We start from the raw sequence: 26,605 nt of genomic DNA on the forward strand, positions 1-26,605 counted from the left end.
CCCGGTGCCATCAGCTGCCCTTCAGCATTTCCAGCACGTAGTTGCGACCGTTCTTCTGATAGGTCAACTGGTTCGTACCGATGGCCGTGACGCGGCCACCGTCCAGCCGGTCCCCGATGCCGACCTTGACGAACTTGCCATTGGGCATCCGCACCAGGGCGCGGCGGTTCTTGTTGGCGCCATAAAGTCCGATCAGGTTGATCTTGCCTAGGTTCAGCGCATTGGCCTGGGTCGCCTGCTTCGCCACCGAGGCGCTGGTGGGCAGTTTCGGCGCGGGCGCTGTGACCTCGGGTTCGTCGAGTTCGTCTTCTTCCTCGGGGGGCGGTGCGGGCGCCTGTGCGGCGGCGGCGCGCGGGGCCGGTGCGGGGGCTGCTGCGGGTGCGGCAACCGGGGTTGCCACGGCGGCTGCCACAGCGGCCTCGACCGCGGCGGCCTGGATGCTGGCGGCGGCAGCGGCGGCGGCGACGATGGTGCCCGGCCGGTCTGCCGGGCGGCGGGCAACGGTCACCGCCTGTGGGCTGGCGGCGCGCAGGGCGTCTTCGGTTGCCTGTTGCGCGGCCCGCGCCTCGGCGGCGGCACTGGCGACGGTGGCCGGGCGCGCCCTTGGGGCCCGTGCGGCCAGGCGCGGATCAACCGGCACCTCGGGGGCAAGGGCCGCGCCATCATCCTCGGGCGCGGCGGGCGCTGCGGACTCGGTTTCGGCCTCGGGGGGCAGGTCAGGGGCGCGGTTGGCGATGGCGGCTGGGCGGCCTTGGGGCTTGAACCCGGCCAGCGCCGGATCGGCATAGGGCGCGGTTTCGGCTTCGGCGGGGGGCGCGGTGTCGGTTTCCGCTTCGGGGGCAAGCGCGGCGCGCTGGACCGCCTCGGGCCGGGGGGCTGACGTCACGGGCGGGCGGCCCGCGAACAGCGTGAAGCCACCGGGCATCGCCACGCCCTGGGGGGTGGGGATGATTTCGCCACCGGGGCCAAGCCGGGCCAGCTGGCCAAAGGGGGCGGGCGTGGGCAACGGGTCGGGCCGGGCATCCGGCGGGGGCGGCGTCAGCGCGGCCAGATCGCCGGTTTCTTCGCTGACGGGCCGGGGATCGGCGGTCGAAATCGCGGCCAGCCGCAAGGCGGGCTCGGGCGCGCCACGATCGCCCCAGACTTCATCCGGCGGGGCCGCAGCCGCGGCCGCGGCGGTTTCGGCCAAGACGGTAGCCGGGGCGGCCGCCGCCGGTTCCGGGGCAGGGGCGGCTGCGACGGGCGCGCCTTCATCATCTGCGTCCATCGTCGCGATGACCGTGGCCGCTTCGTCCGTGGCCGCTTCGGCCAGGTCTGTTTGCGCGGCGGGCGGGACGGCGATGGCCTGCGCCTCGGGCTGCGCGGGGTCGGGGGCGGTCTGGGGTTTGGGCGGCAGGCTGTCGGCGGCCTCGGCGACCGGGGTGGGCGCATCGGGGCGCGGGCCGCCCAGGAACATCGACCAGATCGCCACGATCAGCAGGAACAGCACCAGTCCCAGCGTCAGCATCAGCCCCAGGTGGCGGTTGCGCGCGGCGGGCGGGGCCAGGCGGCGCCCGCCAAAGACGGTGCGGTCCGAGGCGGCGGGCGGCACCTTGGCCGCCGTGGGGGGCGTGGCGGGGGTTGGCGTGGCGGGGCGCGGGGTCTTGTCGGTCGCCCCAGTCGCCCCAGTCGCCCCGGTCGCCGGGCGCGCGGCAGTTGCGGCCAGGCGCGGGGCGCTGGCGGGCGTTTCGGGTGGCAGGCCGGGCGCAGGCGCGGGATCGGGCAGATCGATCGCGGGTGCCAGCACGGTGGGGCTGCCCGTATCCAGGCGCAGGCGCGGCAGGGGGGCGTCGGCATCCGCGGCGGGGGGCCGGGTTGCCGCACCAAGGCGCGGCGCGGCGGGGGCGGCGCTCGCGTCACCCTCCGGCGCGGTGCGGCGCGAAGCGAAGGTGATCACCGGCGGGGCCGAAGGGCCCGGCGCGGCGACTGGTTCCTGCGGCTGTGGCGCGGGTTCTGGCGGTGTGGGGTCTGCTGGCGCGGTTTCGGGCAGTGCGGCTTCGGGCAAGGCCGTGTCGCGTGCGGCGCCGTGCGACCCAATCACGTCTACCTCGGCCGCCTGCACCGGCACGGGGTCCGCTTCCGCTTCCGCCTCGGCGGCGGGCGGGGGCGGCGGCACGGGATCGGGGCTGGCGGCCAGATCCGCATCCGGCGCGGCAGGGGCAAGCGGGGGCGCGGGCAGGCGCACGGGGTCTTGATCGCGGTCCAGCCGCGCGCCTTCGGGCAGATGCTGCGCCGCGCCCGTGGTCAGGCCAAAGAACGGCTCGCCGCCGAACTGCCCGGGATCAGGGCTTGCCACCAGGCAGAGCGGGCAAAAGCCATAGGTTTCGGCAAAGGCCTCGGCCTCGGCCAGGGTGTCGCGCGCGACGACGGCCACCTGCACCTCATCGCCGGTGCCGGACCAGTCAAAGACCAGATCGGCCACGGCATAGGGCGTCATGCCTTCCAGCGCCTGCGCGATCCGGCTGCGGCGGCTGGCGGCATCGGGGCCGGGGGCGTGAATGCGGGTGTAAAGGATCTGCGAGGCCGGAAGGATCAGCTTGCTGGTCATCCCCTTGGGTTCCAGCGCCCGCGCGCGGGCCCGCAGCCCCGCCATCGCCGCGGTCAGGTCGGGTTCGTCCAGCGATACCGTGCCCACCGTGACCCAGCCCGACCCGGCGCGATGCAGCAGGTCGATTCCGTCATGGGCAAGATTTAGCGCAAAACTGGGTTTCATTCCGGGGGTCTAGCACAAGCATCGGTGGCATCGAAGCGGCTGTGGCGCCTGACCCCTTGCTAAAGCAGTTTTCCGCGCATGGAAAGCGCGCAGACCCCCTCCCCGCCCGCAAGCGCGTCACGCTGGCGTGAAGGGGCAGGGGAAGGCCGGGGCCCGGGCGCGCGGCCCCGGCCCCGACGGTCAGCGCGGGTCAGGCCGTGGCCTTGGTCAGCGCCTGATCCAGATCGGCGATGATATCGCGGGCATCCTCGGTCCCGATCGACAGGCGCACCACATTGGGCGCAGCACCTGCCGCCACCTGCTGTTCGGGCGTCAGCTGGCGGTGCGTGGTCGAGGCCGAATGGATGATCAGCGACCGCGTATCGCCCAGGTTCGCCACATGGCTGAACAGCTTGAGGTTGTCGACCAGCTTCACGCAGGCCTCATAGCCGCCCTTGACGCCCACGGTGAACAGCGCGCCCGCCCCCTTGGGGCAGACCGTCGCCACCCGCCCATGCCAGGGCGATGAGGGCAGGCCCGCATATGTCACGAATTCGACGCGCGGGTCACGTTCCAGCCATTCGGCCACCGCGCGGGCGTTCTGGATATGGCGTTCCATGCGCAGCGACAGGGTTTCAATCCCCATCAAGGTGTAATGCGCGCCCTGCGGGTTCATCGTCATGCCCAGATCGCGCAGGCCCACGGCGATGGAATGGAAGGTAAAGGCCATCGGCCCCAGCGCCTCATGGAATTTCAACCCGTGGTAGGCGGGCTCGGGGTCCGACAGGCTGGGGAACTTGCCCGAGGCGGACCAGTCGAACTTGCCCGAATCCACGATCGCGCCGCCGGTCACGGTGCCGTTGCCGGTCATGTATTTGGTCAGCGAATGCACCACCAGCGTCGCGCCATGTTCGATCGGACGGCACAGATAGGGGGTGGCCAGCGTGTTGTCGACGATCAGCGGCAGGCCGACCTTGTCGGCGACCTTCGCCACCGCGGGCAGGTCGGTGATATAGCCGCCGGGGTTGGAAATCGATTCGCAAAAGATCGCGCGGGTGTTGTCGTCCACCGCCGCCTCAAGCGCGGCCAGGTCGTCGAAATCGACGAATTTGGCCGACCAGCCAAAGCGCTTGATGGTCTGGCTGAACTGGGTGATCGTGCCGCCGTAAAGCCGGGTCGAGGCGATGATGTTGCAGCCCGGCCCCATCAGCGGGAACAGCGCCATGATCTGCGCGGCATGCCCCGAGGAACAGCAGACAGCGCCCGCACCCCCTTCCAGCGCGGCCACACGGTTGGCCAGCGCCGCGACCGTGGGGTTGGTCAGGCGCGAATAGATGTAGCCCACCTCTTGCAGGTTGAACAGCCGCGCGGCGTGATCGGCATCTTTGAACACATAGGCGGTGGTCTGGTAGATCGGCACCTGACGCGCGCCGGTGGCGGGGTCGGGTTCGGCCCCGGCGTGGATCTGAAGCGTGTCGAAGGAATAGTCGGACATGGGCGGCTCCTGTCAAGAAATCGGGCGGAGCCTAGCGGCGGCCCGGGGGCGCTTCAAACATATTCGTTTCACCGCATGTGGCCCCACTAGCGCAGCCAAAGCCCCTCGCGCCGGATCGCGTTGCGCAGGGCCTGTTCGCGCCGGGGCAGGTTGGCGCGGTCGAACAGGCCGCGCAAGCGTTGGCCCTTGCCCTGATAGACCAGTTTGCGGATCGGCTCGTATCCTTTCAGCACCTTTTTCACCGGATTGGGCGCGCAGATCGCCTCCAGCATCGCCACCACCGCATCGCTTTCGCGCGCATAAAGCAGCGGCAGCGCGCGCCAGTGACAGCTGACATCGCCATCCAGCCCCGCCAGCCCCGGCCCCGGCCGCCCGCCGCCCATCGAATGGATCACCAGCGGCAGGGCGATCTGGTCCAGCCAGGGGGTCAGGCTTTGGCAAGCCAGCTCATCGGGCGTGTCGTCGCGGATCGACAGCGCAAAGCGCAGGAACCGCGCGCCGAATTCGGCCGGATCGGCGCCAAAGAACCAGCCGGCGTTGAAATACAGATAGCGTTCCCAATGTTCATCGGGCTGCGACAGGTCCAGCGAGCTTGCGAAATCCAGCCCGAAGCGATCGTAAAGCGCCTTCCAGATGCCGCCATAGCCGGGGCCGTAAAGCGGCGGCTCGGGCCAGGTGCCTTCGCGCCGCATCGAGGCTGCGGGGCGGGTGAAGTCGAAATCGACCGAGGACAGCAGGCCGGTGAACAGGGTGTCGGTGTCGAAAAAGACGAAAGGGTCCCCCGCGGGCAGGGCCGACAGAACCTCGATCTTGTTGCCATGGGGATAGGACTGGCCAAAATGGCGCGTGGCAAAGGGCAGGATTTCGGCGCCACAATCCACCAGCAGCGCCCGCACCGGCCCCGAAATGCGGGTTTCGTCCTGCCACAGCGGGCCGGGCTGGGGTTCTGCCACGATCAGGCGGCCGGAAAACTTGGGATTGCTGGCGCGCAGGGACAGGGCGAACAGCGCCGCTTCATATTCCAGCCGCCCGGCCTGGGCCACGCAGACCAGGTTGAACACTTGTGCCGACACCAACCATCCCCATCACACAAAACACCCCCCGCCGGCCCAGCGGCCTTGCGGGAACGGGCGCACCATAGCGGGGCCGGGACACAAGCGGAAGCGTCAGAATTGGGCCACGCCACGGGGGCGAAATGCCACGTCACAGGGCCGAAGCCCTTGATTAAACACCAACCTTGGGGGGATGGTGGGCGACCCTGGAATCGAACCAGGCATGGGTCTCCCCGGCGGAGTTACAGTCCGCTGCCGCACCTTGCAGCACGTCGCCCGACGCTGGCGGGTGGATACCGAAGGGGTCGGGGGGCGTCAAGCGGGAAAATGCCTCTGTGCCTGCTCTTGCCAAACTGCGATGCGCGGCGCAGGAAGGGGGGAACGAAAAAGGGACCTGCGATGAAGAAACCGGCCTGGGTGATCGACAAGGAACGCGCGCGCCGGGCGGCCGCGGCCGAAACGGTGTGGCTGTTCGGCCTGCATGCGGTGCGAGATGCGCTGATGAACCCCGCGCGGGTCAAGCTGCGGCTGGTGCTGACGCGCAATGCCGCCGACAAGCTGGCCGATGCGATCGCGGCGGGCGGCCTTGCGCCCGAAATCGCCGATCCGCGCAAATTCGACAGCATCGTGCCGCTGGCGCCCGATTCCGTCCATCAGGGCGCCGCGCTGGAGGTCAAGCCCCTGGCCTGGGGCAAGCTGGAAGATGTCTGCCTGACCGGCGCGGGGGCGCCGCTGGTGGTGCTGCTGGACCGGGTGACCGATCCGCATAACGTGGGCGCCATCCTGCGGTCGGCCGAGGTGTTCGGCGCGCGCGCCGTGATCGCGCCCGCGCGCCATTCCGCGCCCGAAACCGGGGCGCTTGCGAAAACCGCCAGCGGCGCGCTGGAACGCCAGCCCTATCTGCGCGTCGGCAATCTGTCCGAGGCGATGGAGGCGCTGCGCGACATGGGCTATGTGCTGCTGGGCCTTGCGGGCGAGGCCGATCTGACGCTGGACCAGGGGCTGGCGCAGGCGGGCACCCGGCCCGTGGGCCTGGTGCTGGGGGCCGAGGGGCCGGGCCTGCGCGAAAAGACGCGCGAAACCTGCGATGCGCTGGTGCGGATCCCCTTCGGGGGCGGCTTTGGGTCGCTGAACGTGTCCAATGCGGCGGCGGTGGCGCTTTATGCGGCAACCGCGCGCCCCGGTGGCGCAGGCCCCAAGGCGGGCTGAGGTCACAACTGCGCCAGCCGGGCCGGGGCGCACTGGCCCGGGGGATGCCTTTCTGGCAGGATCGGGGCTGGCTTGGCTGAAGCTTCACCGCGAAAGGTTTTCCCCGTCGTCATGGCTTTGCGTTTTCTTGGCCCCCTCGCGATCCTGCTGGCTGCGGCGCTGCCGCTGGCCGCCGATCCGCCGCCGCCCGCGCATGCAAATTGGGCGCTGGCGGGCCATGATGCGGTGGCCATCGCGCGTGATGGCGCGGCGCAGGCGGGGCGGGCCGATCAGGCGCTGAAATGGCGCGGCCAGGTCTGGCTGTTCACCACGCCGGAAAACCGCGCCGCGTTTGAGGCCGACCCGGCCCGGTTCGCCCCGCGCTTTCGCGGCTATTGCGTGATGGCCCTGGCCGAGGGGGAACTGGCCCCCGGTTCGCCCGGCGTCTTTGTCCTGCATCAGGGGCGGCTTTATCTGATGCGATCGACCCAGGCGCGCACGCGCTTTCTGGCCGATCCTGATGGCTGGATTGCGCGCGCCGAGGCGGGCTGGGCCGCGCTCACCGCGCGCTGACGCACTCTCACAAAGGCGCGAGCCTTGCGCGAGGGGGATGCAATCGCGCCCCCGCCTTCCTATCTTGAGTATCAGAGGCATGGCACCGGAACTGCCCTGCTTCCGTTCACTGTCCCTCGTTCCGCACTTATGCGCCCGGCCCTTGGCTCGGGCGCTTTTTTCTGCAAGCCTTGTCCGCCAGACGCCGAAGGCCCGAACGCCCCAGGCGCCAACCGAAGGACAAGGCCATGCCCGATATCACCGACACCGATCTGCGACAGATCCTTTCGACCACCCGGGTGATCGCCGTGGTGGGGATTTCGCCCAAGGCCGACCGCCCCTCGCATGAGGTGGCGGCGTATTTGCAGCGCAAGGGCTATCGGATCGTGCCGGTCAATCCCGGCCATGCAGGCGAAACGATCCTGGGCGAGACGGTCTTTGCCGATCTGGCCGCGATCCCGGGCGATATCGCGGTCGACATGGTCGATATCTTTCGCCGATCCGAGGCCGTGCCCGAGGTGGTCGCCGCCGCGCTGGACCATCTGCCCGGCCTGCGCACGATCTGGATGCAGCTGGGCGTGATCCATGCCGAGGCCGCCGCCACGGCGCGCGCGCACGGCGTGCGCGTGGTCATGGATCGCTGCCCCAAGATCGACTATCCGCGCGTGATGCCCGGCTAGGAAAGGGCAGATCGGGGCAGATCAGCCCTTGATCGCCTGCGCCGCCGCGATCAGCGCATCGGCGATAAAATCCAGATCGGGCCGCGTCAGCCGCGCGGGCAGGCGCAGATCGCAGGCCCGCATCAGCATGGCGCGCGTCTTGGGCAGGTCGGGCGGATCGCCCAGAAACTGCCAGTTCCAGAAGGCGCGGGCATTGTCCCGGCTTAGCCCGAATATCTGCACATTGACCCCGCGCGCCCCGGCCACCTGTTCAAAGCGGCGCGCCTCATCATCGGTCCAGCCGCCGGTCAGGTTGAACTGCAGCGAATCGGGGGCGCGTTCTTCGGGGGGCAGGGCGGGGGGCACGGCCATCCAGGGGCTTGTCGCAAGCCGCGCGGCCACATGGTCGTGATTGGCGCGCCCGTCGCGCACCCGGCGCGCGATTTCGGGCAACTGCGGCCGGATCACCGCCGCCGACAGGTTATTCATCCGCGTGTTGTAAAGCGGCAGGCGGTTTTGCCAGTGGACAAAGCTGTTCTGCAGGCCGGGATGCTTTTTCCAGTTGTGTTCATAGGCCCCCGACATGATCACCGCGCGCGCGGCGATTTCGGGGTCATCGGTGATCAGGATGCCGCCTTCGCCCGCGTTGACCAGCTTGTAGGACTGAAAGGAAAAACAGCCGATGCGCCCGATCGTGCCGATCTTGCGCCCGTTCCACAACGTGCCCAGCGAATGGGCCGCATCCTCGATCACCGGGATGGCGCGCGCATCGGCCAGCGCCATGATCCGGTCCATGTCGGATGTGTGCCCGCGCATGTGGCTGATCATCACCGCGGCGATGGTGTCATCCAGCTTTGCCGCGAAATCGGCCAGATCGATGCGGTAATCGGCCCCCACCTCGACCAGGACCGGGGTGCAATCGGCATGCAAGATGGCCGAGGGCACGGCCGCGAAGGTGAAGGCCGGCACCAGAACCCGCGCGCCGCGTGGCAGGTCCAGCGCCTTCAGCGCCAGGAACAGCGCCGCCGAACAGGACGCCACCGCCAGCGCATAGCGCGTGCCCATCAGGGCGGCGAATTCGGCCTCAAGCAGGGCGACGGGCGCATTGTCCGAGGTGTAGCGGAACAGATCCCCTGACGCGAGCAGCCGGTCAATCTCGGCCCGGGCGGCCGCGGGGATCGGCTCGGCATCATGGACATTCGGGGCGCTGTGGCCGTCACGGGGCATCGCGGCTATCCTGATCGTTATCGCATGACTTTGGGCCCGCGCAGGAACCGGGCCAAGTGAAAGTTTCGTGTCGCACCGCGGGCCGGGGGCAGTCAGATGCCGATCCGGTCACGCATGGCATACCACGTCATCGCCGCCACCAGAAGCGGCCAGCGCAGCAGGGCGCCGCCGGGAAAGCGCGGCTGCGGCAGGCCCGCCATCAGATCGAAGCGCTCGGCCTGACCCGCGACCGCCTCGGCCATGATCTTGCCCGCCAGCGTCGCCATCGCCACGCCATGCCCCGAAAACCCCGAGGCCGACCACAGGTTCGGCCGGGGGCGCACAAAGCAGGGCATGCGGTTCATGGTGATCGCCAGCGTGCCGCCCCAGGCGTAATCGATGCGAAGATCGGCCAGATCGGGATAGACCTGCAGCATCGGTTTGCGCACGGTCCGGACGATGTCGGGAAAGCGGTAGCCATAGCTTTCGCCGCCGCCGAACAGCAGCCGGCCATCCTCGGACAGGCGCCAGTAGTTCACGACGAATTTCGTATCGGCCACCGCCACGTTTTCACGCAGCACATCGCGGGCGCGTTCGCCCAAGGGTTCGGTGGCGATGATGAAATTGTTGATCGGCATGACGCGGGCCGCAACCTTGCCCTCCAGCCCGCCCAGATAGCCATTGGCGGCCAGGATCACATGGTCCGCCTCGATCGCGCCGTGGTCGGTCTGCACCACCGTTCTGGCCGTGGCGCCCGCAGCCGGATGGCGGATCGCATGGACAACCGATCCTTCATGCAGCCGCGCGCCCGCGGCCTCGGCGGCAAGGGCCAGGCCTTGGGCAAAGTTCAGCGGATGCAGATGGCCCGCGCCGCGGTCGATGTCGCCGCCGCGATAGACGGGGCTGGGCACGATGGCGGCCAGATCGTCGCGCGATAGCGGGGTGATCTGGTCATAGCCGTAATCGTGCGCCAGCTTTTCGGCATTGGCGCGGGCATGGGCGACCTCGGCATCCTTCCAGCAGGCATGGACGATGCCGGGGTGAAAGGTGACCGGCATCTGATGCGCCGCGATCAGATCACGCACCAGCGCCTTGGCCTCTTGCCCGAAATCCCACAGCTTGCGCGCAGTGTCGCGCCCGACCATGGCCTCCAGATCGTCCTGTTCCAGCCGCTGGCCCGACCCCACCTGTCCGCCATTGCGCCCCGAGGCGCCAAAGCCCATGCGATGCGCTTCCAGCAGCACCACATCCATCCCGCGCTGCGCCAGGTGCAGCGCCGCCGACAGCCCGGTAAAGCCGCCGCCGATGATGCAGACATCGGCCCGCCCGCGCCCCTTCAGCGCGGGCCAGCGCCGGTCGCTTGCGGCGGTGGCGGCATACCAGCTGGCGGCATGTTCGCCGGGGCGGTCGTTGGCAAACAGCAGGTTCATACGTTCAACAGCAGATGTTCGCGTTCCCAGGGGCTGATGACCTGCAGGAATTCCTTGTATTCATTGCGCTTCACCGCCTCATAGACGGTGCAGAATTCCGGGCCCAGAACGTCGCGCACCGGCGCGCTGTCGGCTAGAAGATCCAGCGCATCGCCCAGGTTGAAGGGCAGGTCGGTATCGCCCATATAGGCGTCCCCCAGGCATTCGGGGCGCGGCATCTTCTGTTCCTTCAGCCCCAGATAGGCACAGGCCAGCGACGCCGCCAGCCCCAGATAGGGGTTGCAATCCATCCCCGCCAGGCGGTTTTCGATCCGCCGCGCAGCCGGCCCCGAGATCGGCACCCGAAGCCCGGTGGTGCGGTTGTCGCGGCCCCATTCCAGGTTGATGGGGGCGGCGAAATCGGGAACGTAGCGGCGGTAGCTGTTCACATAGGGCGCCAGCAGCGCGATCACCGCCGGAAGGTGGTTCTGCAGCCCCGCGATGCAATGCAGGAAGGCGATGGATTCGCCGCCATCGGGTTCGGAAAAGATGTTGCGCCCCGTTTCCACATCCACCACCGATTGGTGGATGTGCATGGCGCTGCCCGGCTCGCCCTCGATCGGTTTGGCCATGAAGGTGGCGAAACAATCGTGGCGCAGGGCGGCCTCGCGGATCAGGCGCTTGAAGAAAAAGATCTCATCGGCCAGCTTCACCGGATCGCCATGGGCCAGGTTGATTTCCACCTGCCCCGCGCCGCCTTCTTGCAAGATGCCGTCGATTTCAAAGCCCTGCGCCTCGGCAAAGTCATAGATGTCGTCGATCACCTTGCCGTATTCATCGACCGCCGACATCGAATAGGCCTGTTTTCCGGCGGCGCGGCGGCCCGACCGGCCCATCGGCGGGATGATCGGCTGGTTCGGGTCCAGGTTGCGCGCGACCAGGAAGAATTCCATCTCGGGCGCGATGATCGGGCGCCAGCCCTCGGCCTCATAGAGGCTGATGATCCGTTTGAGCACGTTGCGCGGCGCGATCGGCACCGGGTTGCCCTGCTGGTCGTTCACGTCATGGATCACCTGCAGCGTCACATCCGCCGTCCAGGGCGCGGCGGTGGCGGTGCTGAAATCGGGGGTCAGGATCATGTCGGGTTCAGTAAACGCGCCCATCGGATTGTCGGCCCATTCGCCGGTGATTGTCTGCAGGAAGATCGAATTGGGCAGGAAGAAGCGGTCCTGAAATGCGAATTTCGAGGCGGGCATGGCCTTGCCGCGGGCCACGCCCGCGATGTCGGCGACGATGCATTCCACCTCATCCAGGCGCCGGCCCGCGATATAGTCGCGCGCGGCCTGGGGGATATGTTCCATCCATTGGGTCATGGGGCTTGCCATGGGTCAGCCTTTCAAAGGTCAGTGGCCGGGCGGCCGGTGCCGCGCGGTTGAAGAAAGAAATCCGCGATCCGGTTTGCGATCGCGGCTGCGGAATTGGTCTGGCCAAGGCGGGCGCGGGCATCTGCCATGATCGTGTCGGGCACCAGGCCCTTGCCACGCGTGCGCATCAGCCCGTCGATGAAATCGTCGTGGAATTCGGGATGGGCCTGAACGGTCAGGGCGCTGTCGCCATAGACCAGGGCGGCATTTTCGCAAAAATCGCTGCAGCCGATCACCGTGGCGCCTTCGGGGCGCTGGATGACCTGATCGCGGTGCCAGGCGTTGAGCGTGATCGTTTCGCCGCCGAAATCATAGTCGGTCGGCCCCACCGACCAGCCGCCGGGGAAGCGTTCGACCTTGCCCCCCAGCGCCTGGGCGATGATCTGATGGCCAAAGCAGATGCCCACCAGCGCCACCTTTTGCGCGACCGCCTGGCGGATGAAGGCTTCGAGCCGGGGGATGAAGGGGTGGTCTTCATAGGCGCCGTGGCGTGATCCGGTGATCAGCCAGCCATCGCAGGCGTGAACATCGGTGGGAAAATCCATCGCCTCGACGTGGAAGGTGCGGAAGGTCAGTCCGCGCCCGGCCAGCAGGCGTTCGAACATGTCGGGGTAATCGCCGGACTGGCTGCGCAGCTCATCAGGGGCTGTGCCGGTTTGCAGGATGCCGATCAGCATGGGGCTCTCATGTCTTGGGTTGTCAAAGGGTAGCCGGGGGGTGCGGGCGGGCGCAAGAGGCGCTGTGGGGCGTCTCGGGGGGCGGGGTGGGGGGGGGCTGTCTGCCCCCCTCTTGGCGCGTGGCGCCAATTCACCCCCCGAGAGTATTTCGGCCAAGAAGAAGCCGAAGGTCAGACGGTGTCGAGGTAGAGTTCCGTCTGTTCCTGTTCGGAGAGTTCGGCCATGTAGTGGATTTCCTGGCGCTTGGTCATCAGGAAGTTCTGGATCAGTTCGGCCGGAAAGATCCGTGCGACCAGCGGGCAGTCGGCAAAGCGGTCGATCGCGGCGTTCCAGGTTTCGGGCAGCTGCGGCAGGCCCTGTTCATAGGCATTGCCGATGATCGGGGGGGGCGGATCGCGGCGGTCTTCCAGCCCGATCAGCGCGGCGCCAAGGATCGCGGCGATCATCAGATAGGGGTTCACATCGCCCCCCGCCACGCGGTGTTCAATCCGGCGCGCGACGGGCCCCGAGGCGGGGATGCGCAGCGCGGCGGTGCGGTTTTCATAGGCCCAGCCGATGCCGGTGGGGGCATGGGCATTGGGCACCAGCCGGTCATAGCTGTTTTCATGCGGGGCAAAGATCAGCGTGGATCCGGGCAGCGCGGCAAGGCAGCCCGCCACCGCATGGCGCAAGGCCTCGGACCCCCGTTCGGTGCCGTCGTCGAAGATGTTGCGGCCTTGCGCGTCAAGCACCGAGAAATGCGTGTGCATGCCGTTGCCCGACCAAAGGTCATAGGGTTTGGCCATGAAGCTGGCGGCAAAGCCGTGCTGGCGCGCCAGACCCTTGACCAGCATCTTGAACAGCCAGGTATCATCGGCGGCCCTCAGCGCATCGCCCTGATGCATCAGGTTGATTTCAAACTGGCCGGGGCCGGCTTCGGAAATCGCGGTATCGGCGGGGATGTCCATCGCCTCGCAGGCGTCGTAGAGCGCGGTGAAGAAATTGTCGAAGGCATCCAGCGCGCGCAGCGACAGGATTTCGCCCCCCGTGCGGCGCTTGCCGGACCGGGGGCTGGGCGGCACGCGCAGCGTCTTGCCTGAATCGTCGATCAGGAAGAATTCCAGTTCTGTCGCCACCACCGGCGTCAGGCCGCGCGCCTTGTAGCGTTCGACCACGCGGGCCAGCGCCTGGCGGGGATCGCCCTCATAGGGGCGGCCGTCCATGTGGAACATCCAGATCGGCAATAGCGCGGTGGGTGCTGCCAGCCAGGGCATCGGCAGAAAGCCGCGTTCGGTGGGCATCAACAGCCCGTCGCAATCGCCGGTTTCAAAGACCAGGGGGCTGTCCTCGATATCCTCGCCCCAGATGTCGAGGTTCATCACCGAAAAGGGAAAGCGCGTGCCTTCGGTGAACACCTTGTGGGCAAAGCGCGCGGGGATGCGTTTGCCGCGCGCCACACCGTTCAGATCCGCGGCGGCCACGCGGATCGTGCGCACCTCGGGGTGCTCTTTCAGCCAGTCCATTTCCTCACCTGATTATTTGTGGCCTGACCTTCAGACGGGCGCGTCGGGCGCCGGGCAGGTGTCGGTTCAGGCGGCGGTTGACCACCCCGAACAGGCCGATCAGGGCAAGGGTCAGCACGATGAAATAGAACGCCGCGATCGGGTAAGGGATGAAAGGGTTGAACGTCTTGTCCGCGAAGAATTTCGCGTAATACAGGGCATCGCCGCGCTGCTGGAAGGCGGGGAAGCCGGAAAAGAACACCAGCGTGGTGGCGTGGAACAGAAAGATCGCCTCATTCGTATAGGCGGGCCAGGCCAGGCGTAGCATCGTGGGCCAGACGACCCGGCGGAACTTGCGCCAGCCGGTCAGGCCATAGGCATCGGCGGCCTCAAGATCGCCCTTGGGGACGGACCGCAGCGCACCGTAAAAGATTTCGGCGGAATAGGCGGCGGTGTTCAAAAACAGCACGAACAGCGCCCCAGCCCAGGCCTTGGTGGTCCAGGCGGTCTGCACGGTGATGCCGAAGATGTCGAAGCCCGCGCGCGGTAGCAGCACCAGCGCCTCATAGGCCAGGAAAAACTGGATGAACAGCGGGCTGCCGCGGAAGATGTAGATGAACCAGTCCGCCGGCTTGCGCAGCCAGGGATTGGCCTGGGCTTTGGCCAGCGCCAGCGCCGTGGCCAGCACAAAGCCGAAGGCCAGCGCCAGAACGCCGAAGTAGATGTTCCAGATCAGCCCCGAACCGATCAGGGTGAACTGATGGCATAGCGTGAAATCGGATCGCGGCAGCAGCCGTTCGCCGATCCCGATCGAGCGCAGGCCATAGTCGGCGATGATGTCCCAGCAGCTCATGCCCGTGCCTTTCGCATCGCCTCGCCCGCCATCGTGGCCTGACCGCGCGCCAGCCGTGCCGAGACATGGCGGAAGAGGCGTTCGGACAGGCTGGTCATGCCCAGATAGAAGGCCAGCAGCACCAGGAAATACCAGACCCGCCAGTCGGGGTGGGGATAGTCGTAGATCGCCGATTTCGTGGCGCCCAGTTCGCGCGCCCAATAGACGATGTCGGTCACCCCCAGCAGGAACAGCAGCGGCGTGGCCTTGATCAGGATCATCCACAGGTTCGACAGCCCCGGCAGCGCATAGGCCCACATCTGCGGGATCAGGATGCGCCGGGTGACCTGGCGGGGCGTCATGCCATAGGCCTCGGCGGTTTCCAGCTGCGCGCGCGGCACGGCCGCCATGGCGCCATGCAGAACATTGGCCGCGAAGGCGCCAAACACCACCGCAAAGGCCACCACCGCAAGGGTGAAGCCATAGATATCATGCCAGATTTGCGGGGATGAGGACAGCGGCAGCTTGGCCTGGGCGCAGACCAGGAAATCGTTGCCCTGCCGGATCGGCGCGTCCCAATCGGGGCATTTCCACTTGTGTCGCAGCCATTCCAGCCCCTGATCCAGCGCCACCGGCACGAACAGGAAAAATACGATGTCGGGCACGCCCCGCACCATCGCGGTATAGCCCTTGCCCACCCAGCGCAGCGGCGCGGCGCGCGCGCGCGCGGCCAGCGCGCCGGCAAACCCCAAGCCAAGCGCCACCGGTGCCGTGACCGCCAGAAGCGCCAGCACGATCAGGAAGGACCAATAGAACATCATGTGCTTGCCCGAGGTCAGGTAGCACAGGAACCAGCTTAGGCCTTCAAGCGCGGCAGGATCGGCACAGGTGTCAAACATGGGGGTGCAGCGGCCCCGTTGCCGGGGCCGCCCTTTGCATCAGAAGGTGGCGGCTTCGTCGCCGAACCACTTGACGATCATCGCATTCAGGCTGCCGTCGGCCTTCATCGCGTCGATCGCGGCGTTGAACTTGTCGCGCAATTCGGTGTCGGACTTGCGCATGCCGATGCCGATGCCGCCGCCAAGCGCCACATCCTCGCCCGCCCAGATCAAATCGCCGCCCTGATCGGCCGAGAAGGGCACCAGTGCGTCCTTGTCGGCAAAGACTGCATCGGCCTCGCCGTTCTTCACCGCCGAAACGGTGTCGTCGAGATTGGCGAATTCCAGCAGCGTCGCGCCCGACTGGGCGACGTAATCGGCCTGGATCGTGCCGGTCTGCGCCGCGACCACGCCGCCGGCCAGATCGGCGCCCGCATCCAGCGCCAGATAGGCCGAGGCCGCCGGCGGATAGTAGTTGTGGCTGAAGTCGATCGATTGCTTGCGCTCGTCGGTGATGCTCATGCCGGCGATGATCGTGTCATAATTGCCCGAAAGCAGGTTGGGGATGATCGAATCCCAATCATTCGTGACCCATTCGCAGGTCAGTTCGGCCTTGGCGCACAGCGCATCGCCCAGTTCGCGTTCGAACCCGTCGATTTCGCCCTTGTCGTTGATGAAGTTGTAGGGGGGGTAGGCGCCCTCGGTGCCCATGCGCACCGTGTTTGCCGTGGCCAGACCCGCGCTGAGCGCAAGGGCCGCAGTGGCAAGAAGGACTTTCTTCATGGGGTTTCTCCGCTGTTTTGGAATATTCTTGTGATCGGGCGTCAGGCCGGGGCGGTCGCTGACAGGAACTGGCGCAGGCGTTCGGATTTCGGCGCGCCGAACAGGGTGGCGGGCGGGCCCTGTTCCTCGATCAGGCCCTGATGCAGGAACACCACGTGATCGGACACATCCGCCGCCAGCCGCATGTCATGCGTCACAAGGAACATCGTGCGATCTTCGCCCGCCAGGTCCTTGATGACGCGGACCACCTCTTGCTGCAGTTCGGGGTCCAGCGCCGAGGTGGGTTCGTCGAACAACAGCGCCTTGGGTTCCATGCACAGCGCCCGCGCGATCGCGGCGCGCTGCTGCTGGCCACCCGACAGTTGCGCAGGCCAGGCATCGGCCTTGTCGCCGATACCCACCTTGTCCAGAAGCGCGCGGGCGCGCGGTTCCACCTTGGCGGGCGACTGGCCCAGCACGGTCACCGGCGCCTCCATCACGTTTTGCAGGATGGTCATGTGCGACCACAGGTTGAACTGCTGAAACACCATCGACAGGTTGGTGCGGATGCGCGTCACCTGGGCGCGGTCGGCGGGGTGGCGGGCCAGGCCTTCGCCGGCCCATTTCACCGCCTCGCCCTCAAACAGCACCTCGCCCGCCTGGCTGTCCTCCAGCAGGTTGCAGCAGCGCAGCAGCGTCGACTTGCCCGATCCGGATGATCCGATCAGGCTGATCACCTGTCCGCGGCGCGCAGCGACAGAGACGCCGCGCAGCACCTCCAGCGGGCCGTAACTCTTGTGCAGATTGCGGATTTCGATGACGGGCGGGCTATCGGTCACTTGGGGCTTCTCTTTGTCCGTTCAGGTCAGTTGGCGCGATTTTCCGGCGGAATGCAACGCCTGTGTAACGCTTTACGCAGGGGCGCTGCGCAGATTGTCCTGTCAGGTTGGCCAATTTGGCAAGCCGCGCGCTAGCCCAGCCGCGCGGCGACCCGTTGCCGTGCCAGCGCCGAATCGCGGTCGCTGATGCCCAGCAGGCTGCTGACCAGCCGGATCAACGCATCCTCGGCCGCGGCGCGCGCGCCATCGGCCAGCGCCACATCCCACAGCGCCTCGATGATGCTGATGCGGTCGTCATGCGCAATCATGGCTTTCAATGCGCGGGTGAAGCGCACGGTATCGGGGGCCTCGGCCTCGACCTGTTCGGCCTCATGGCGCAGGCGGGTGGCTTCGGGCAGGCTCAGGCCGCGATGGGCGGCCAGAACGCGGTCGATGCGGATCTGTTCGGCGGCCTCATAATGATCATCGGCGCGCGCAAGACGCACCAGAAGCGCGGCCAGCGCCAGTTCGGCGTCGGGCGCGCTTAGCGGGTCGGGGGTGGGGGCGCGCAGGCGCCGAAGAAGCGTGCTCAGCATGCCCCGACTATAGGGCGCGTGGCGGCAGGGGCAAGCGGGGGCGGCAAGCGGTGCCGTTCAGCCCGCCCAACCCTCGACGATGCACAGATCCGCCAGGCTGACCGGCGCGCGCAGCGCCAGGGCCGCGCGATATTCGGGGCTGTCGTAACAGGCCCGCGCCGCCGCGACCGAGGGGAATTCGATCACCACCGCGCGCGGGCGCAGGCTGCCCTCGACCACGTCCTGGGCACCGCCGCGGACCAGAAAGCGCGCGCCGTATTTGGCAAAGGCGGCCGCATTGGCCTGTCGATAGGCGTCGTAGGCCTGCGGGTCGCTGACCGTGACATGGCCGATCCAGTAGCCCTTCGGGGGGGTGGTCATCGTGATGCTCCGTGCTTTTGGGGCAAGTGTGGCGCGCCGGGGCCGGGGGTGCAAGTCGCCGCAAGGGATGATTTTCCCGCCCGCCTGTGGCATCCTTGCGGCAGGAGGACCCGCCATGCCCCAGATTACCCCCGATTTCAGCGGCCAGACCGTGATCTGCACCTTCGAGATGACACCCGCCACCGCCGCCGACCTGATGGAGGCGCTGCAGGATGCCTATGACCAGTGCATCCGCCATCAGCCCGGGTTCATCGGCGCGGGCCTGCACATGAATGATGCCCAGACCCGCATCGCCACCTATTCCAAATGGCGCGGGCGCGAGGATTACAAGGCCATGCTGCGCACCCCCGAAATGCGCGAACGCAACCGCCACATCGCCACGCTCTGCCGCAGCTTTGAGCCGGTGATGTATGAGGTGACGGCCGCCTATTGACCCGCCGGGGCCGCCACCATCCCGGTGGCCACCCGCGCAACGAAAAACCCCGCCAGCGGGGCTGGCGGGGTCAAGGGTCAGTGTTGGTCCGACCGTCCGGGTCTGGCCGGGTCAGATCATTCGCGGTTGCCCAGGAACTGCAGCAGGAACATGAACATGTTCAGGAAATCCAGATACAGCTGCAGCGCGCCCATGATGGCGGCCTTGCCCAGGAAATCCTCATCCGTCTGCGCCAGTTGCAGATAGGTGTTCTTGATGTTCTGCGTGTCATAGGCGGTCAGGCCGGCAAAGATCAGCACGCCGATCACCGAAATCGCGAAGGCCATCGCCGAAGAGGCGAGGAAGATGTTCACGATCGAGGCGACGATCAGCCCGATCAGGCCCATCATCAGGAAGGTGCCCATGCCCGACAGGTCGCGCTTGGTCGTGTAGCCGTAAAGCGACAGGCCCGCGAAGGCGATCGCGGTCACCAGGAAGGTCTGCGCGATCGACACGCCGGTATAGGCGGCGAAGATGAAGCTGATCGACAGGCCCATCAGCGCGGCATAGCCAAAGAACACCAGCTGCGCGGTGGCCGCCGACATGCGGTGCAGCATCGCGGAAAAGGCAAAGACCACGGCCAGGGGGGCGAACATCACCACCCATTTCAGCCCCGATCCCCAGATCGCGGCCAGAAGCTGGTCGTTGGTGCCCACGAACCATGCAACGGCGCCGGTCACCAGCATGCCGATGGACATCAGCCCATAGACCTTGTTCATGTGCGCGCGCAGACCCTCATCGATCAGGGCGGCGCGGGCGCCGGCCTGGCTGGCGCGCAAAGTGTTGTAGTCAGCCATCAAAGCCTCCAGTTGAACGTCTCCCTTGTGGCGGGCAGGCCACCACACGTCACCGCTTCATATTGGGGGCTTGTTCCCGGATTTCAAGCGTTTCCGGTCCGATTTCCGACGGTTTTACCGGCCTGATCCGACCCGTCTCCTGCAATCGTGACCACGACCTTGCCGGTGGACCGGCGGCTGCGCAGCAGCTCCAGCGCCTCATCCACGCGATCAAGCGGCATCGTTGCACTGACATGGGGGCGCAGGCCGCCTTCGGCATACCAGCCAAACAGCGTTTCCATCGACTGGCGCAGCACGGCGGGGTCCAGCTTCAGATAGCCGCCCCAATACAGCCCATGCACCGTGATGTTCTTGACCAGCAGGTGATTGAGCGGAATGTCCGGCGCGCTGCCCGAAGCAAAGCCGATCACCAGAAACCGCCCGCCCGGGCGCAGCGCGCGCGCCGCCGCCGTGCCCGCCGCCCCGCCGATCGCATCATAGACCACATCCGCCCCGCCCAGCGCCCGCAGGGCCGCGCGCAGATCGGGGGTTTCGCTGTCCAGCACCTCATCCGCACCGGCCGCGCGCGCCACCGCCAGCTTGTTTGCACCGCGCGCGCAGGCGATCACGCGCGCGCCCATCCGCTTGCCGATTTCCACCGCCGTCAGCCCGACCCCGCCCGCAGCCCCCAACACCACCAGCGTCTCGCCCGGGCGCAGCCCGGCGCGGTGATCCAGCGCCAGATGCGAGGTGCCATAGGCGATCTGAAAGGCGGCGGCGTCGACAAAGCCCATGTCCCGGGGCAGGGGGGTGCAGCGGTCGGCCGGGAAGTTCCCCGCCTCGGCCAGACCGCCCTGACCGGCGAACACCGCCACGCGGGTGCCCGGCGCCGGCGCGACCACGCCCGGCCCGCAGGCCTCAACGGTGCCGGCCAGTTCCATCCCCATCACGAAGGGGGCGGCGGGTGTATCCTGATAGCGCCCCTCGATCATCAGCAGATCGGCAAAGTTCAGCCCGCAGGCCACGATCCGCACACGCACCTCGCCCGGGCCCGGGGCGGGCAGGTCGATCCGGGTCAGTTCCGGCGGCTGGCCGGCGGCGGCGATCTGATAGGCGCGCATGTCATTGCCTCCTGTTGCGGCAGGCGGCGCCCGCGGCGCCCGCCCCCGGGCGGTCCTTTGGCGTGACAATAGCCGCAGCGCAGCAACCCTGCCAGAGGCCGCGCGCGGGCCGATCCTGGCGACCTGCGGTATTGTTGTCGGACGCCGATGCAACCGTTGCCGGGTGTGAAACACGCAGAGGGTGATTCTGTCGCGGCCCGGACGCCCGGACGCTGTTTTTTGCAGGGCAGGTATGAAAAACCTTACCTTCAATTGCGGCAAAAGGGTGGGTTGCCCTGTATATTTGGACAGGTTGGTCAGATTTCACGGGCTTGCTGCCAAGATCACATGGTATTTCTTGGGCGAAAACCGTGCCTTGGGAGTAACGAATGAAACACCCCGTTGACGTACATGTCGGCAAGCGAATCCGACACCGCCGCTGGATGATCGGCATGACCCAGCAGCAATTGGCAGACAAGGTCGGCATCAAGTTCCAGCAGATCCAGAAATACGAAACCGGGATGAACCGCGTCTCGGCTTCGCGTCTTTGGGACATCGCCGATGCGCTCGAAGTCCAGATCTCGTTCTTCTTCGAAGGTCTGGCCGATCCGGTCGGGGCATCGTCCGAAGTGTCGGGCGACATCCTCGCCGATAAAGAGGCGCTGGCGCTGGTGCGGTCCTACTATGCCATCCCCGAGGCGCAGCGCCGCCGGCTGTTCGAACTGGCCAAGGTGCTCTCGGACGCGGCCTGATCGCCGCCCGGCCAGGTCCCGGCTGCAACCGGGCTTGACCCACGACGGGGGGGCGGATACCGCTCCCCCCATCGTTTTTCCGGAGCCCGCGATGACCCCTGCCGATCCCCTCACGCTGGCCGAACAGGCCGAGCTGCGCGCCGTCGCCTATGCGCTGGCCGATGCCGCCCGTGTCGAGACGCTGCGCCATTTCCGCAGCGATGGGTTGACGGCGGATACCAAGGAAACCACCCATTTCGATCCCGTCACCGTCGCCGACCGCGCCGCCGAGGCCGCGATGCGCGCGATCCTGGCCGAACGCCGCCCGCAGGATGCGATCCTGGGCGAGGAATTCGGCACCACCCAGGGCCGCAGCGGCCTGACCTGGGTGCTTGACCCGATCGACGGTACCCGCGGTTACCTGTCGGGCACGCCGACCTGGGGCGTGCTGATCGCGCTCTCGGATGCGCGCGGGCCGCTGCTGGGCGTGATCGACCAGCCCTATATCGGCGAACGCTTCACCGGCGGCTTCGGCCTGGCGCAGGTGGACGGGCCCATGGGCCACAAGCCGCTGGCCACCCGCGGCCCGCGCCCGCTGGCCGAGGCGATCCTGTTCACGACCTTCCCCGAAATCGGCACGCCCGCCGAAGCCGCCGCCTTCCAGCGCCTGTCAAGCCGCGTGAAACTGACCCGTTATGGCACCGATTGCTATGCCTATGCGCTGGTCGCCGCGGGCCAGGTCGATCTGGTCGTCGAAGCCGGTCTGCAGGCCTATGACGTGCAGGCACCGATCGCGGTGATCGAGGCGGCGGGCGGTGTCGTCACCGACTGGCAAGGCCGTCCCGCCCATCACGGCGGGCGCATCCTGGCCGCAGCCAATGCCGAAATCCATGCCGCGGCGCTGGCGCTGCTGCAGGGGTGAAGGGGGCTCTGCCCCCGTCGCCTGCGGCGACCCCCCCGGAGTATTTCGGCCAAGAAGAAGCCGCCCGTTTCATCTTGCCCGAAATACCTTCGGGGGGTGCGGGGGGCAGACAGCCCCCCGTTTCGCGCGGGCCGTCAGATCAGCTTCCGGCCATTGGCCCAGACGGCCGCCACGGCGCGGTCATCGCCCATCATGATTGTGGGGAACAGTTCTTCCCAGAAATCCCCGGCCCGTTCGGCGCGCTGCGCGATGGCAGGGGTTGAGGCGAGGTCGATCACCACCAGATCGGCCTCGATCCCGGGGGCGATGTTGCCCACGCGATCCTCCAGACGCAGGCTGCGGGCCGCGCCCTGGGTGGCCAGCCACCACAGCTGCGCGGGGTGCAGCGCGGTGTGACGCAGTTGCGCGATTTCATAGGCGGCGGCCATGGTGCGCAGCATGGAAAAGCTGGACCCGCCCCCGGTATCGGTGGCCAGTCCGATGCGCTGGCCTTCGGCCATCAGCCCGGCCATGTCGAACAGCCCCGATCCGATGAAGGTGTTCGAGGTCGGGCAATGCACCAGCGCCGCGCCCACCTCGGCCAGGCGCGCGCGTTCGCGTGGTTCCAGGTGGATCGCATGGCCGAAGACGGCGCGCGGGCCCAGCAATCCGTGGCGTTCATAGACGTCCAGATAGTCGCGGGCCTGCGGGTAAAGCCCCTTGACCCAGGCGATTTCGTCGACCTGCTCGCTCAGATGCGTTTGCATCAGGCAATCGGGATGCGCAGCCCAGAGCGCCCCCAGCGCCTCAAGCTGCGCCTCGGTCGAGGTGGGCGCGAAGCGCGGCGTGATGACATAGGACAGCCGATCCACCCCGTGCCAGCGATCCAGCAGGCGCTTGCTGTCGTCATGCGCCGTCTGGGCGGTGTCGCGCAGAAAAGGGGGCGCCGTGTCGCGGTCCATGCAGGTCTTGCCCGCCAGCGCGCGCAGCCCCCTGGCCTGCGCCTGGGCAAAGAAGGCCTCAACGCTGGCGGGGTGGATCGTGCAATAGCTGCACATCGTCGTCGTGCCATGCGCAAGCGCCAGGTCGAAATAGCGCGCGGCCACCCCGGCGGCATGGTCGGGATCAGCAAAGCGCGCCTCTTCGGGGAAGGTGTAGCTGTTCAGCCAGTCGATCAGCCGCTTGCCCCAGCTGGCGATGATCCCGGTCTGGGGATAGTGGACATGGGCGTCGATGAACCCTGCCGAGATCAGCTTGCGGCCGTGGTCATGCACCCGGGCGTGCGGATGGGCGGCGCGCAAGTGATCGGCCTCGCCCACGGCCGCGATCCGCCCTCCCTCGATCAGCACGGCGCCATGCGACAGGTGGCGCGCGGCCCCAAGGCCCTCGGCGAAGGGGTCGCCCGCATAGCTGATCACCTGACCCAGAAGCAGTTCCGCCATTATCCGTCCTTTCCGCTTTGTCCCATGCTAGGCCCGCCGCGGGCCAAGGTAAATTCCCCGCGGCCCCTGCCGCACATCCCCTTTGCCCCCTGTATTCCGGCCCGGTTCGCCGCTATGGTGCGCGCAACAACGACGGGGGCATCATGGCGGAAGACCGGGCAGAGGACGAGGCGCGCGAGGAACAGGATTACCGGCTTGACCGCGCGCTTGTCGATCTGGTCCTCGATGCCGTCGAGGCGGGCGATGCCGCGCGCCTGACCGAACTGCTTGAACCGCTGCATGCCGCCGATATCGCCGACCTGCTGGAACAGGTGGGCGGGGCCGACCGGCGCGCCTTCCTGCGCCTGTGGGGCCGAAAGATCGACGGCGAGATCCTGTCGGAAATCGACGAATCGATCCGCGAAGAGGTGATCGGGGCGCTCCCGCGCGAGGTTCTGGCCGAAGCCGTGCGCGACCTGGATTCCGACGATGTGGTCGATCTGATCGAGGATCTGCAAGAGCCCCAGCAAGAGGCGATCCTGGACGCCCTGGATGAGGCCGACCGCGCCGCTGTCGAACAGTCGCTGACCTATCCCGAATATTCCGCCGGCCGCCTGATGCAGCGCGAGGTGGTGACCGCGCCCGAACACTGGACCGTGGGCGAGGCGATCGATTTCCTGCGCGCCGAGGATTGGCTGCCCGATCAGTTCTACCACGTGATCCTGGTCGATCCGCGGATGCATCCGGTGGGCTATGTGACGCTGGGCAAGCTTTTGTCCTCGCGCCGCGACGTGGCCCTGCGCACCATCATCGAAGACAGTTTCCGCACCATTTCCGTTTACCAGGAAGAGGCCGACGTGGCCTATGCCTTCAACCAGTATCACCTGATCTCGGCCCCGGTGGTGGATGACGATGACCGGCTGGTGGGGGTGATCACCATTGATGACGCCATGTCGGTGCTGGACGAAGAGCATGAGGAAGACATCCTGCGTCTGGCCGGTGTGGGCGAGGAAAGCTCGCTGTCCGATACGGTGCTGGAAACCACGCGCCAGCGGCTGCCCTGGCTGTTCGTCAACCTGCTGACGGCGATCCTGGCCTCGGGCGTGATCGCGCTGTTTGAGGGCACGATCGAACAGCTGGTGGCTCTGGCGGTGCTGATGCCGATCGTCGCCTCGATGGGGGGCAATGCGGGCACCCAGACGCTGACGGTGGCGGTGCGGGCGCTGGCCACCAAAAGCCTGACGGAATCGAATGTCTGGCGCGTCGTGCGGCGCGAGGCGGTGGTGGGCCTGTTGAACGGCGCGGCCTTTGCGGTGGTGATGGGGCTGGTTGCGATGGTCTGGTTCGGCGAACCGCATCTGGGACTTGTCATCGCGGCGGCGATGGTCATCAACCTGCTGGTCGCGGCGTTGGCGGGCATTCTGGTGCCGCTTACGCTGGAACGGCTGGGCGCCGATCCGGCGCTGGCCTCGGGCACCTTCGTCACTACGGTAACCGATGTGGTGGGCTTCTTCGCCTTCCTGGGGCTGGCTGCAGCGGTGCTTTTGTGACCATGGCCGGATCGAAGGCCCAGGCGCGCCGCGACGCGGCGGCGCGGCGCAAGGCCGCCTTTGCCCGGGGCCAGGGCGATGCGGTGCGGCGGCTTTCGCGCGAACTGGCGCCCTGGTCGGGCGCGGTGCTGGCCGGCTACATGCCGATGCGGACCGAAATCGACCCCTTGCCCGCAATGGCGGCCCATGACGGCCCGGTCTGTGTGCCGGTAATCGAGGGACCGGGCCTGCCGCTGACCTTCCGCCGCTGGACCCCGCAGGCCCGCATGATCCCCGGGGCCTTTGGCGCCGAAATTCCCGAAACCGGCGAAAGCCTGATCCCGCGGGTGCTGATCGTGCCGCTGCTGGCGTTTGACCGCCGCGGCTTCCGGCTGGGCTATGGCGGCGGGTTCTATGACCGCACCCTGGCCGGGCTGCGCGCATTGGGCCCCGTCACCGCGATCGGCTTTGCCTTCGCCGCCCAGGAAGTCGACACCGTCCCGACCGAGCCGACCGATCAGCCGCTCGACCTGATCGTGACCGAGGCCGAAACCATCCGGCCCTGATCGCAGCCCCCTTCATCTTGCCCAAAATACCTCGGGGGTCCGGGGGCGGCGCCCCCGGCGCGCGCCATCCGCATCCGGCGCGCTTGCTCTTGCGCTTTGCCTGGTCAGGGCCTAAGCGTCGGCGCATGAAGATCCTTTTTCTGGGCGATGTCGTGGGGCGCGCGGGGCGCGCGGCGATCAGCGGGCAGCTGGCGAAGCTGCGGGCCGATTGGGGCCTGGATTTCGTCGTGGTCAATGGTGAAAACGCCTCGTCCGGCATGGGGCTGACGGCGGAACACGCCAAGCTGCTGCTTGACGCCGGGGCCGATTGCATCACGCTGGGCGATCACGCCTTCGACCAGAAGGACATGCTGCGCTTCATCGACACCGAGCCGCGGATCATCCGCCCGCTGAACTATGCCAAGGAAGCGCCGGGCCGCGGCGCGCGGCTGTTTTCGGATGCGCGCGGGCGCAAGATCCTGGTGGCGCAGGTGCTGGGCCAGGTCTTCATGAAGCGTCCCTTCGACGATCCCTTCTCGGCGGTGGATGCGGTGCTGCGCAAGCACCCGCTGGGCGGTCTGGCGCAGGCCGCGCTGGTCGACATGCATTGCGAGGCGACCAGCGAGAAGATGGCGATGGGCCATTGGTGCGACGGGCGCGCCAGCGTCGTGGTGGGCACCCATACCCATGTGCCGACCGCCGATGCGATGGTGCTGCCGGGCGGCACCGCCTATATGACCGACGCGGGCATGTGCGGCGACTATCATTCCGTGATCGGCATGGACAAGGCCGAACCGATGCGCCGCTTCATAACCGGCATGGGTAAGGAACGCTTCACCCCGGCCAATGGCGAGGCGACTCTGTCCGGCCTTTACACCGAAACCGATGACCGCACCGGCAAGGCGCGGCTGTGTGTGCCGGTGCGGGTGGGTGGCCGGCTGATCCCGGCCCGGCCGGTCTGATCGGGCGGGGCCTGCCGTGATCCCTGTCATGGTCCTTGCCTGTGCGCC

At 67.5% G+C, this 26,605-nt stretch carries 26 protein-coding genes and 1 tRNA gene; 9 read left to right on the top strand and 18 right to left on the bottom strand.

Annotation, left to right across the window (positions count from 1 at the left end; all coding sequences use genetic code 11):
• Positions 1-10: 10 nt before the first annotated feature.
• The 4 genes from MXB90_RS07745 to MXB90_RS07760 form a co-directional block, all read right to left on the bottom strand.
• Positions 11-2,752 carry a hypothetical protein gene (locus tag MXB90_RS07745; RefSeq protein WP_250043213.1) on the bottom strand — a complete coding sequence of 914 codons (2,742 nt, stop codon included), beginning with the start codon at positions 2,750-2,752 and terminating at the stop codon, positions 11-13.
• A gap of 190 nt (positions 2,753-2,942) precedes the next feature.
• Complete coding sequence (locus tag MXB90_RS07750) at positions 2,943-4,226, bottom strand: O-acetylhomoserine aminocarboxypropyltransferase/cysteine synthase family protein (RefSeq protein WP_250043216.1); 1,284 nt, start codon at positions 4,224-4,226, stop codon at positions 2,943-2,945.
• A gap of 86 nt (positions 4,227-4,312) precedes the next feature.
• Positions 4,313-5,299: a hypothetical protein gene (locus MXB90_RS07755; protein ID WP_250043219.1), complete on the bottom strand. Its 987-nt coding sequence runs from the start codon at positions 5,297-5,299 to the stop codon at positions 4,313-4,315.
• A 173-nt stretch (positions 5,300-5,472) separates the two neighbouring features.
• A tRNA-Tyr gene (locus tag MXB90_RS07760) sits at positions 5,473-5,556 on the bottom strand.
• Positions 5,557-5,677: 121 nt separating this feature from the next.
• Between MXB90_RS07760 and rlmB the strand changes: the two genes are divergently transcribed.
• From rlmB to MXB90_RS07775, 3 genes are all read left to right on the top strand, one after another.
• Complete coding sequence (gene rlmB / locus MXB90_RS07765) at positions 5,678-6,487, top strand: 23S rRNA (guanosine(2251)-2'-O)-methyltransferase RlmB (protein ID WP_250043223.1); 810 nt, start codon at positions 5,678-5,680, stop codon at positions 6,485-6,487.
• A gap of 111 nt (positions 6,488-6,598) precedes the next feature.
• On the top strand, positions 6,599-7,039 hold the full coding sequence (locus tag MXB90_RS07770; RefSeq protein ID WP_250043226.1) for a YHS domain-containing (seleno)protein: 441 nt from the start codon (positions 6,599-6,601) through the stop codon (positions 7,037-7,039).
• A gap of 227 nt (positions 7,040-7,266) precedes the next feature.
• Positions 7,267-7,698, top strand: a complete 432-nt coding sequence (locus MXB90_RS07775) for a CoA-binding protein (protein WP_250043228.1) — start codon at positions 7,267-7,269, stop codon at positions 7,696-7,698.
• 21 nt (positions 7,699-7,719) lie between these two features.
• On the opposite strand, the gene MXB90_RS07780 is transcribed toward MXB90_RS07775, so the two are convergent.
• The 11 genes from MXB90_RS07780 to MXB90_RS07830 form a co-directional block, all read right to left on the bottom strand.
• Positions 7,720-8,904, bottom strand: a complete 1,185-nt coding sequence (locus MXB90_RS07780; protein WP_250043231.1) for a DegT/DnrJ/EryC1/StrS family aminotransferase — start codon at positions 8,902-8,904, stop codon at positions 7,720-7,722.
• Between the two features lie 92 nt (positions 8,905-8,996).
• The gene (locus MXB90_RS07785; RefSeq protein WP_250043234.1) at positions 8,997-10,313 is read right to left on the bottom strand and encodes an NAD(P)/FAD-dependent oxidoreductase; all 1,317 of its coding nucleotides are present in this window, start codon (positions 10,311-10,313) and stop codon (positions 8,997-8,999) included.
• Positions 10,310-11,665: a glutamine synthetase family protein gene (locus tag MXB90_RS07790; protein WP_250043237.1), complete on the bottom strand. Its 1,356-nt coding sequence runs from the start codon at positions 11,663-11,665 to the stop codon at positions 10,310-10,312. The genes MXB90_RS07785 and MXB90_RS07790 overlap by 4 nt, the downstream gene beginning before the upstream one ends.
• Positions 11,666-11,688: 23 nt before the next feature.
• Positions 11,689-12,393, bottom strand: coding sequence for a type 1 glutamine amidotransferase (locus MXB90_RS07795; RefSeq protein WP_250043240.1), 705 nt, complete (start codon positions 12,391-12,393; stop codon positions 11,689-11,691).
• Between the two features lie 170 nt (positions 12,394-12,563).
• Positions 12,564-13,895: a glutamine synthetase family protein gene (locus MXB90_RS07800; RefSeq protein WP_250043243.1), complete on the bottom strand. Its 1,332-nt coding sequence runs from the start codon at positions 13,893-13,895 to the stop codon at positions 12,564-12,566.
• A gap of 4 nt (positions 13,896-13,899) precedes the next feature.
• Positions 13,900-14,727, bottom strand: coding sequence for an ABC transporter permease (locus MXB90_RS07805; protein ID WP_250043245.1), 828 nt, complete (start codon positions 14,725-14,727; stop codon positions 13,900-13,902).
• A complete protein-coding gene (locus MXB90_RS07810) occupies positions 14,724-15,605 on the bottom strand; it encodes an ABC transporter permease (RefSeq protein ID WP_250043247.1) in 882 nt (293 codons plus the stop codon). Before MXB90_RS07810 ends, MXB90_RS07805 begins: the two co-directional genes overlap by 4 nt.
• Positions 15,606-15,644: 39 nt before the next feature.
• Positions 15,645-16,367: a transporter substrate-binding domain-containing protein gene (locus MXB90_RS07815; protein ID WP_250043251.1), complete on the bottom strand. Its 723-nt coding sequence runs from the start codon at positions 16,365-16,367 to the stop codon at positions 15,645-15,647.
• 41 nt (positions 16,368-16,408) lie between these two features.
• Positions 16,409-17,185, bottom strand: a complete 777-nt coding sequence (locus MXB90_RS07820) for an ABC transporter ATP-binding protein (RefSeq protein WP_250043254.1) — start codon at positions 17,183-17,185, stop codon at positions 16,409-16,411.
• Positions 17,186-17,316: 131 nt separating this feature from the next.
• Positions 17,317-17,760, bottom strand: coding sequence for a tellurite resistance TerB family protein (locus MXB90_RS07825; RefSeq protein ID WP_250043256.1), 444 nt, complete (start codon positions 17,758-17,760; stop codon positions 17,317-17,319).
• Positions 17,761-17,817: 57 nt separating this feature from the next.
• Positions 17,818-18,120: a DUF1330 domain-containing protein gene (locus tag MXB90_RS07830; protein ID WP_250043258.1), complete on the bottom strand. Its 303-nt coding sequence runs from the start codon at positions 18,118-18,120 to the stop codon at positions 17,818-17,820.
• Positions 18,121-18,235: 115 nt separating this feature from the next.
• Here MXB90_RS07830 and MXB90_RS07835 point away from each other — a divergent pair, with 115 nt between their 5' ends.
• A complete protein-coding gene (locus MXB90_RS07835) occupies positions 18,236-18,553 on the top strand; it encodes an antibiotic biosynthesis monooxygenase family protein (RefSeq protein WP_250043261.1) in 318 nt (105 codons plus the stop codon).
• 116 nt (positions 18,554-18,669) lie between these two features.
• Here MXB90_RS07835 and MXB90_RS07840 read toward each other — a convergent pair whose 3' ends face one another.
• Together MXB90_RS07840 and MXB90_RS07845 are read right to left on the bottom strand one after the other, a co-directional pair.
• Positions 18,670-19,389 carry a Bax inhibitor-1/YccA family protein gene (locus tag MXB90_RS07840; protein ID WP_250043262.1) on the bottom strand — a complete coding sequence of 240 codons (720 nt, stop codon included), beginning with the start codon at positions 19,387-19,389 and terminating at the stop codon, positions 18,670-18,672.
• An 83-nt stretch (positions 19,390-19,472) separates the two neighbouring features.
• A complete protein-coding gene (locus tag MXB90_RS07845; RefSeq protein WP_250043264.1) occupies positions 19,473-20,489 on the bottom strand; it encodes an NADPH:quinone oxidoreductase family protein in 1,017 nt (338 codons plus the stop codon).
• A 368-nt stretch (positions 20,490-20,857) separates the two neighbouring features.
• Between MXB90_RS07845 and MXB90_RS07850 the strand changes: the two genes are divergently transcribed.
• On the top strand, positions 20,858-21,220 hold the full coding sequence (locus MXB90_RS07850; protein ID WP_250043266.1) for a helix-turn-helix domain-containing protein: 363 nt from the start codon (positions 20,858-20,860) through the stop codon (positions 21,218-21,220).
• Positions 21,221-21,311: 91 nt separating this feature from the next.
• Entirely contained in the window at positions 21,312-22,121 is an 810-nt protein-coding gene (hisN, locus tag MXB90_RS07855; protein WP_250043268.1) for a histidinol-phosphatase, read from the top strand.
• A 134-nt stretch (positions 22,122-22,255) separates the two neighbouring features.
• Here hisN and guaD read toward each other — a convergent pair whose 3' ends face one another.
• Positions 22,256-23,542 (bottom strand): guanine deaminase, encoded by a 1,287-nt coding sequence (guaD, locus tag MXB90_RS07860; protein WP_250043269.1) that lies wholly within the window; start codon positions 23,540-23,542, stop codon positions 22,256-22,258.
• A gap of 143 nt (positions 23,543-23,685) precedes the next feature.
• Here guaD and mgtE point away from each other — a divergent pair, with 143 nt between their 5' ends.
• From mgtE to MXB90_RS07875, 3 genes are all read left to right on the top strand, one after another.
• The gene (mgtE, locus tag MXB90_RS07865) at positions 23,686-25,071 is read left to right on the top strand and encodes a magnesium transporter (protein WP_250043270.1); all 1,386 of its coding nucleotides are present in this window, start codon (positions 23,686-23,688) and stop codon (positions 25,069-25,071) included.
• The gene (locus MXB90_RS07870) at positions 25,068-25,616 is read left to right on the top strand and encodes a 5-formyltetrahydrofolate cyclo-ligase (protein WP_250043271.1); all 549 of its coding nucleotides are present in this window, start codon (positions 25,068-25,070) and stop codon (positions 25,614-25,616) included. The genes mgtE and MXB90_RS07870 overlap by 4 nt, the downstream gene beginning before the upstream one ends.
• Positions 25,617-25,741: 125 nt before the next feature.
• A complete protein-coding gene (locus tag MXB90_RS07875; RefSeq protein WP_250043272.1) occupies positions 25,742-26,557 on the top strand; it encodes a TIGR00282 family metallophosphoesterase in 816 nt (271 codons plus the stop codon).
• The last annotated feature ends 48 nt before the right edge of the window (positions 26,558-26,605 follow it).

The organism is Phaeovulum molybdatiresistens (genome assembly GCF_023544865.1).
Classification (GTDB): Bacteria; Pseudomonadota; Alphaproteobacteria; order Rhodobacterales; family Rhodobacteraceae; genus Pontitalea.

Coding starts and splice junctions, on each gene's coding strand:
- MXB90_RS07805 (WP_250043245.1), bottom strand. CDS start 14,727: ATGAGCTGCTGGGACATCATCGCCGACTATGGCCTGCGCTCGATCGGG.
- MXB90_RS07800 (WP_250043243.1), bottom strand. CDS start 13,895: ATGGACTGGCTGAAAGAGCACCCCGAGGTGCGCACGATCCGCGTGGCC.
- MXB90_RS07750 (WP_250043216.1), bottom strand. CDS start 4,226: ATGTCCGACTATTCCTTCGACACGCTTCAGATCCACGCCGGGGCCGAA.
- MXB90_RS07850 (WP_250043266.1), top strand. CDS start 20,858: ATGAAACACCCCGTTGACGTACATGTCGGCAAGCGAATCCGACACCGC.
- MXB90_RS07745 (WP_250043213.1), bottom strand. CDS start 2,752: ATGAAACCCAGTTTTGCGCTAAATCTTGCCCATGACGGAATCGACCTG.
- guaD (WP_250043269.1), bottom strand. CDS start 23,542: ATGGCGGAACTGCTTCTGGGTCAGGTGATCAGCTATGCGGGCGACCCC.
- MXB90_RS07840 (WP_250043262.1), bottom strand. CDS start 19,389: ATGGCTGACTACAACACTTTGCGCGCCAGCCAGGCCGGCGCCCGCGCC.
- MXB90_RS07845 (WP_250043264.1), bottom strand. CDS start 20,489: ATGCGCGCCTATCAGATCGCCGCCGCCGGCCAGCCGCCGGAACTGACC.
- MXB90_RS07825 (WP_250043256.1), bottom strand. CDS start 17,760: ATGCTGAGCACGCTTCTTCGGCGCCTGCGCGCCCCCACCCCCGACCCG.
- MXB90_RS07830 (WP_250043258.1), bottom strand. CDS start 18,120: ATGACCACCCCCCCGAAGGGCTACTGGATCGGCCATGTCACGGTCAGC.
- MXB90_RS07795 (WP_250043240.1), bottom strand. CDS start 12,393: ATGCTGATCGGCATCCTGCAAACCGGCACAGCCCCTGATGAGCTGCGC.
- MXB90_RS07875 (WP_250043272.1), top strand. CDS start 25,742: ATGAAGATCCTTTTTCTGGGCGATGTCGTGGGGCGCGCGGGGCGCGCG.
- MXB90_RS07815 (WP_250043251.1), bottom strand. CDS start 16,367: ATGAAGAAAGTCCTTCTTGCCACTGCGGCCCTTGCGCTCAGCGCGGGT.
- rlmB (WP_250043223.1), top strand. CDS start 5,678: ATGAAGAAACCGGCCTGGGTGATCGACAAGGAACGCGCGCGCCGGGCG.
- MXB90_RS07835 (WP_250043261.1), top strand. CDS start 18,236: ATGCCCCAGATTACCCCCGATTTCAGCGGCCAGACCGTGATCTGCACC.
- hisN (WP_250043268.1), top strand. CDS start 21,312: ATGACCCCTGCCGATCCCCTCACGCTGGCCGAACAGGCCGAGCTGCGC.
- MXB90_RS07790 (WP_250043237.1), bottom strand. CDS start 11,665: ATGACCCAATGGATGGAACATATCCCCCAGGCCGCGCGCGACTATATC.
- MXB90_RS07775 (WP_250043228.1), top strand. CDS start 7,267: ATGCCCGATATCACCGACACCGATCTGCGACAGATCCTTTCGACCACC.
- MXB90_RS07810 (WP_250043247.1), bottom strand. CDS start 15,605: ATGTTTGACACCTGTGCCGATCCTGCCGCGCTTGAAGGCCTAAGCTGG.
- MXB90_RS07785 (WP_250043234.1), bottom strand. CDS start 10,313: ATGAACCTGCTGTTTGCCAACGACCGCCCCGGCGAACATGCCGCCAGC.
- mgtE (WP_250043270.1), top strand. CDS start 23,686: ATGGCGGAAGACCGGGCAGAGGACGAGGCGCGCGAGGAACAGGATTAC.
- MXB90_RS07770 (WP_250043226.1), top strand. CDS start 6,599: ATGGCTTTGCGTTTTCTTGGCCCCCTCGCGATCCTGCTGGCTGCGGCG.
- MXB90_RS07780 (WP_250043231.1), bottom strand. CDS start 8,904: ATGCCCCGTGACGGCCACAGCGCCCCGAATGTCCATGATGCCGAGCCG.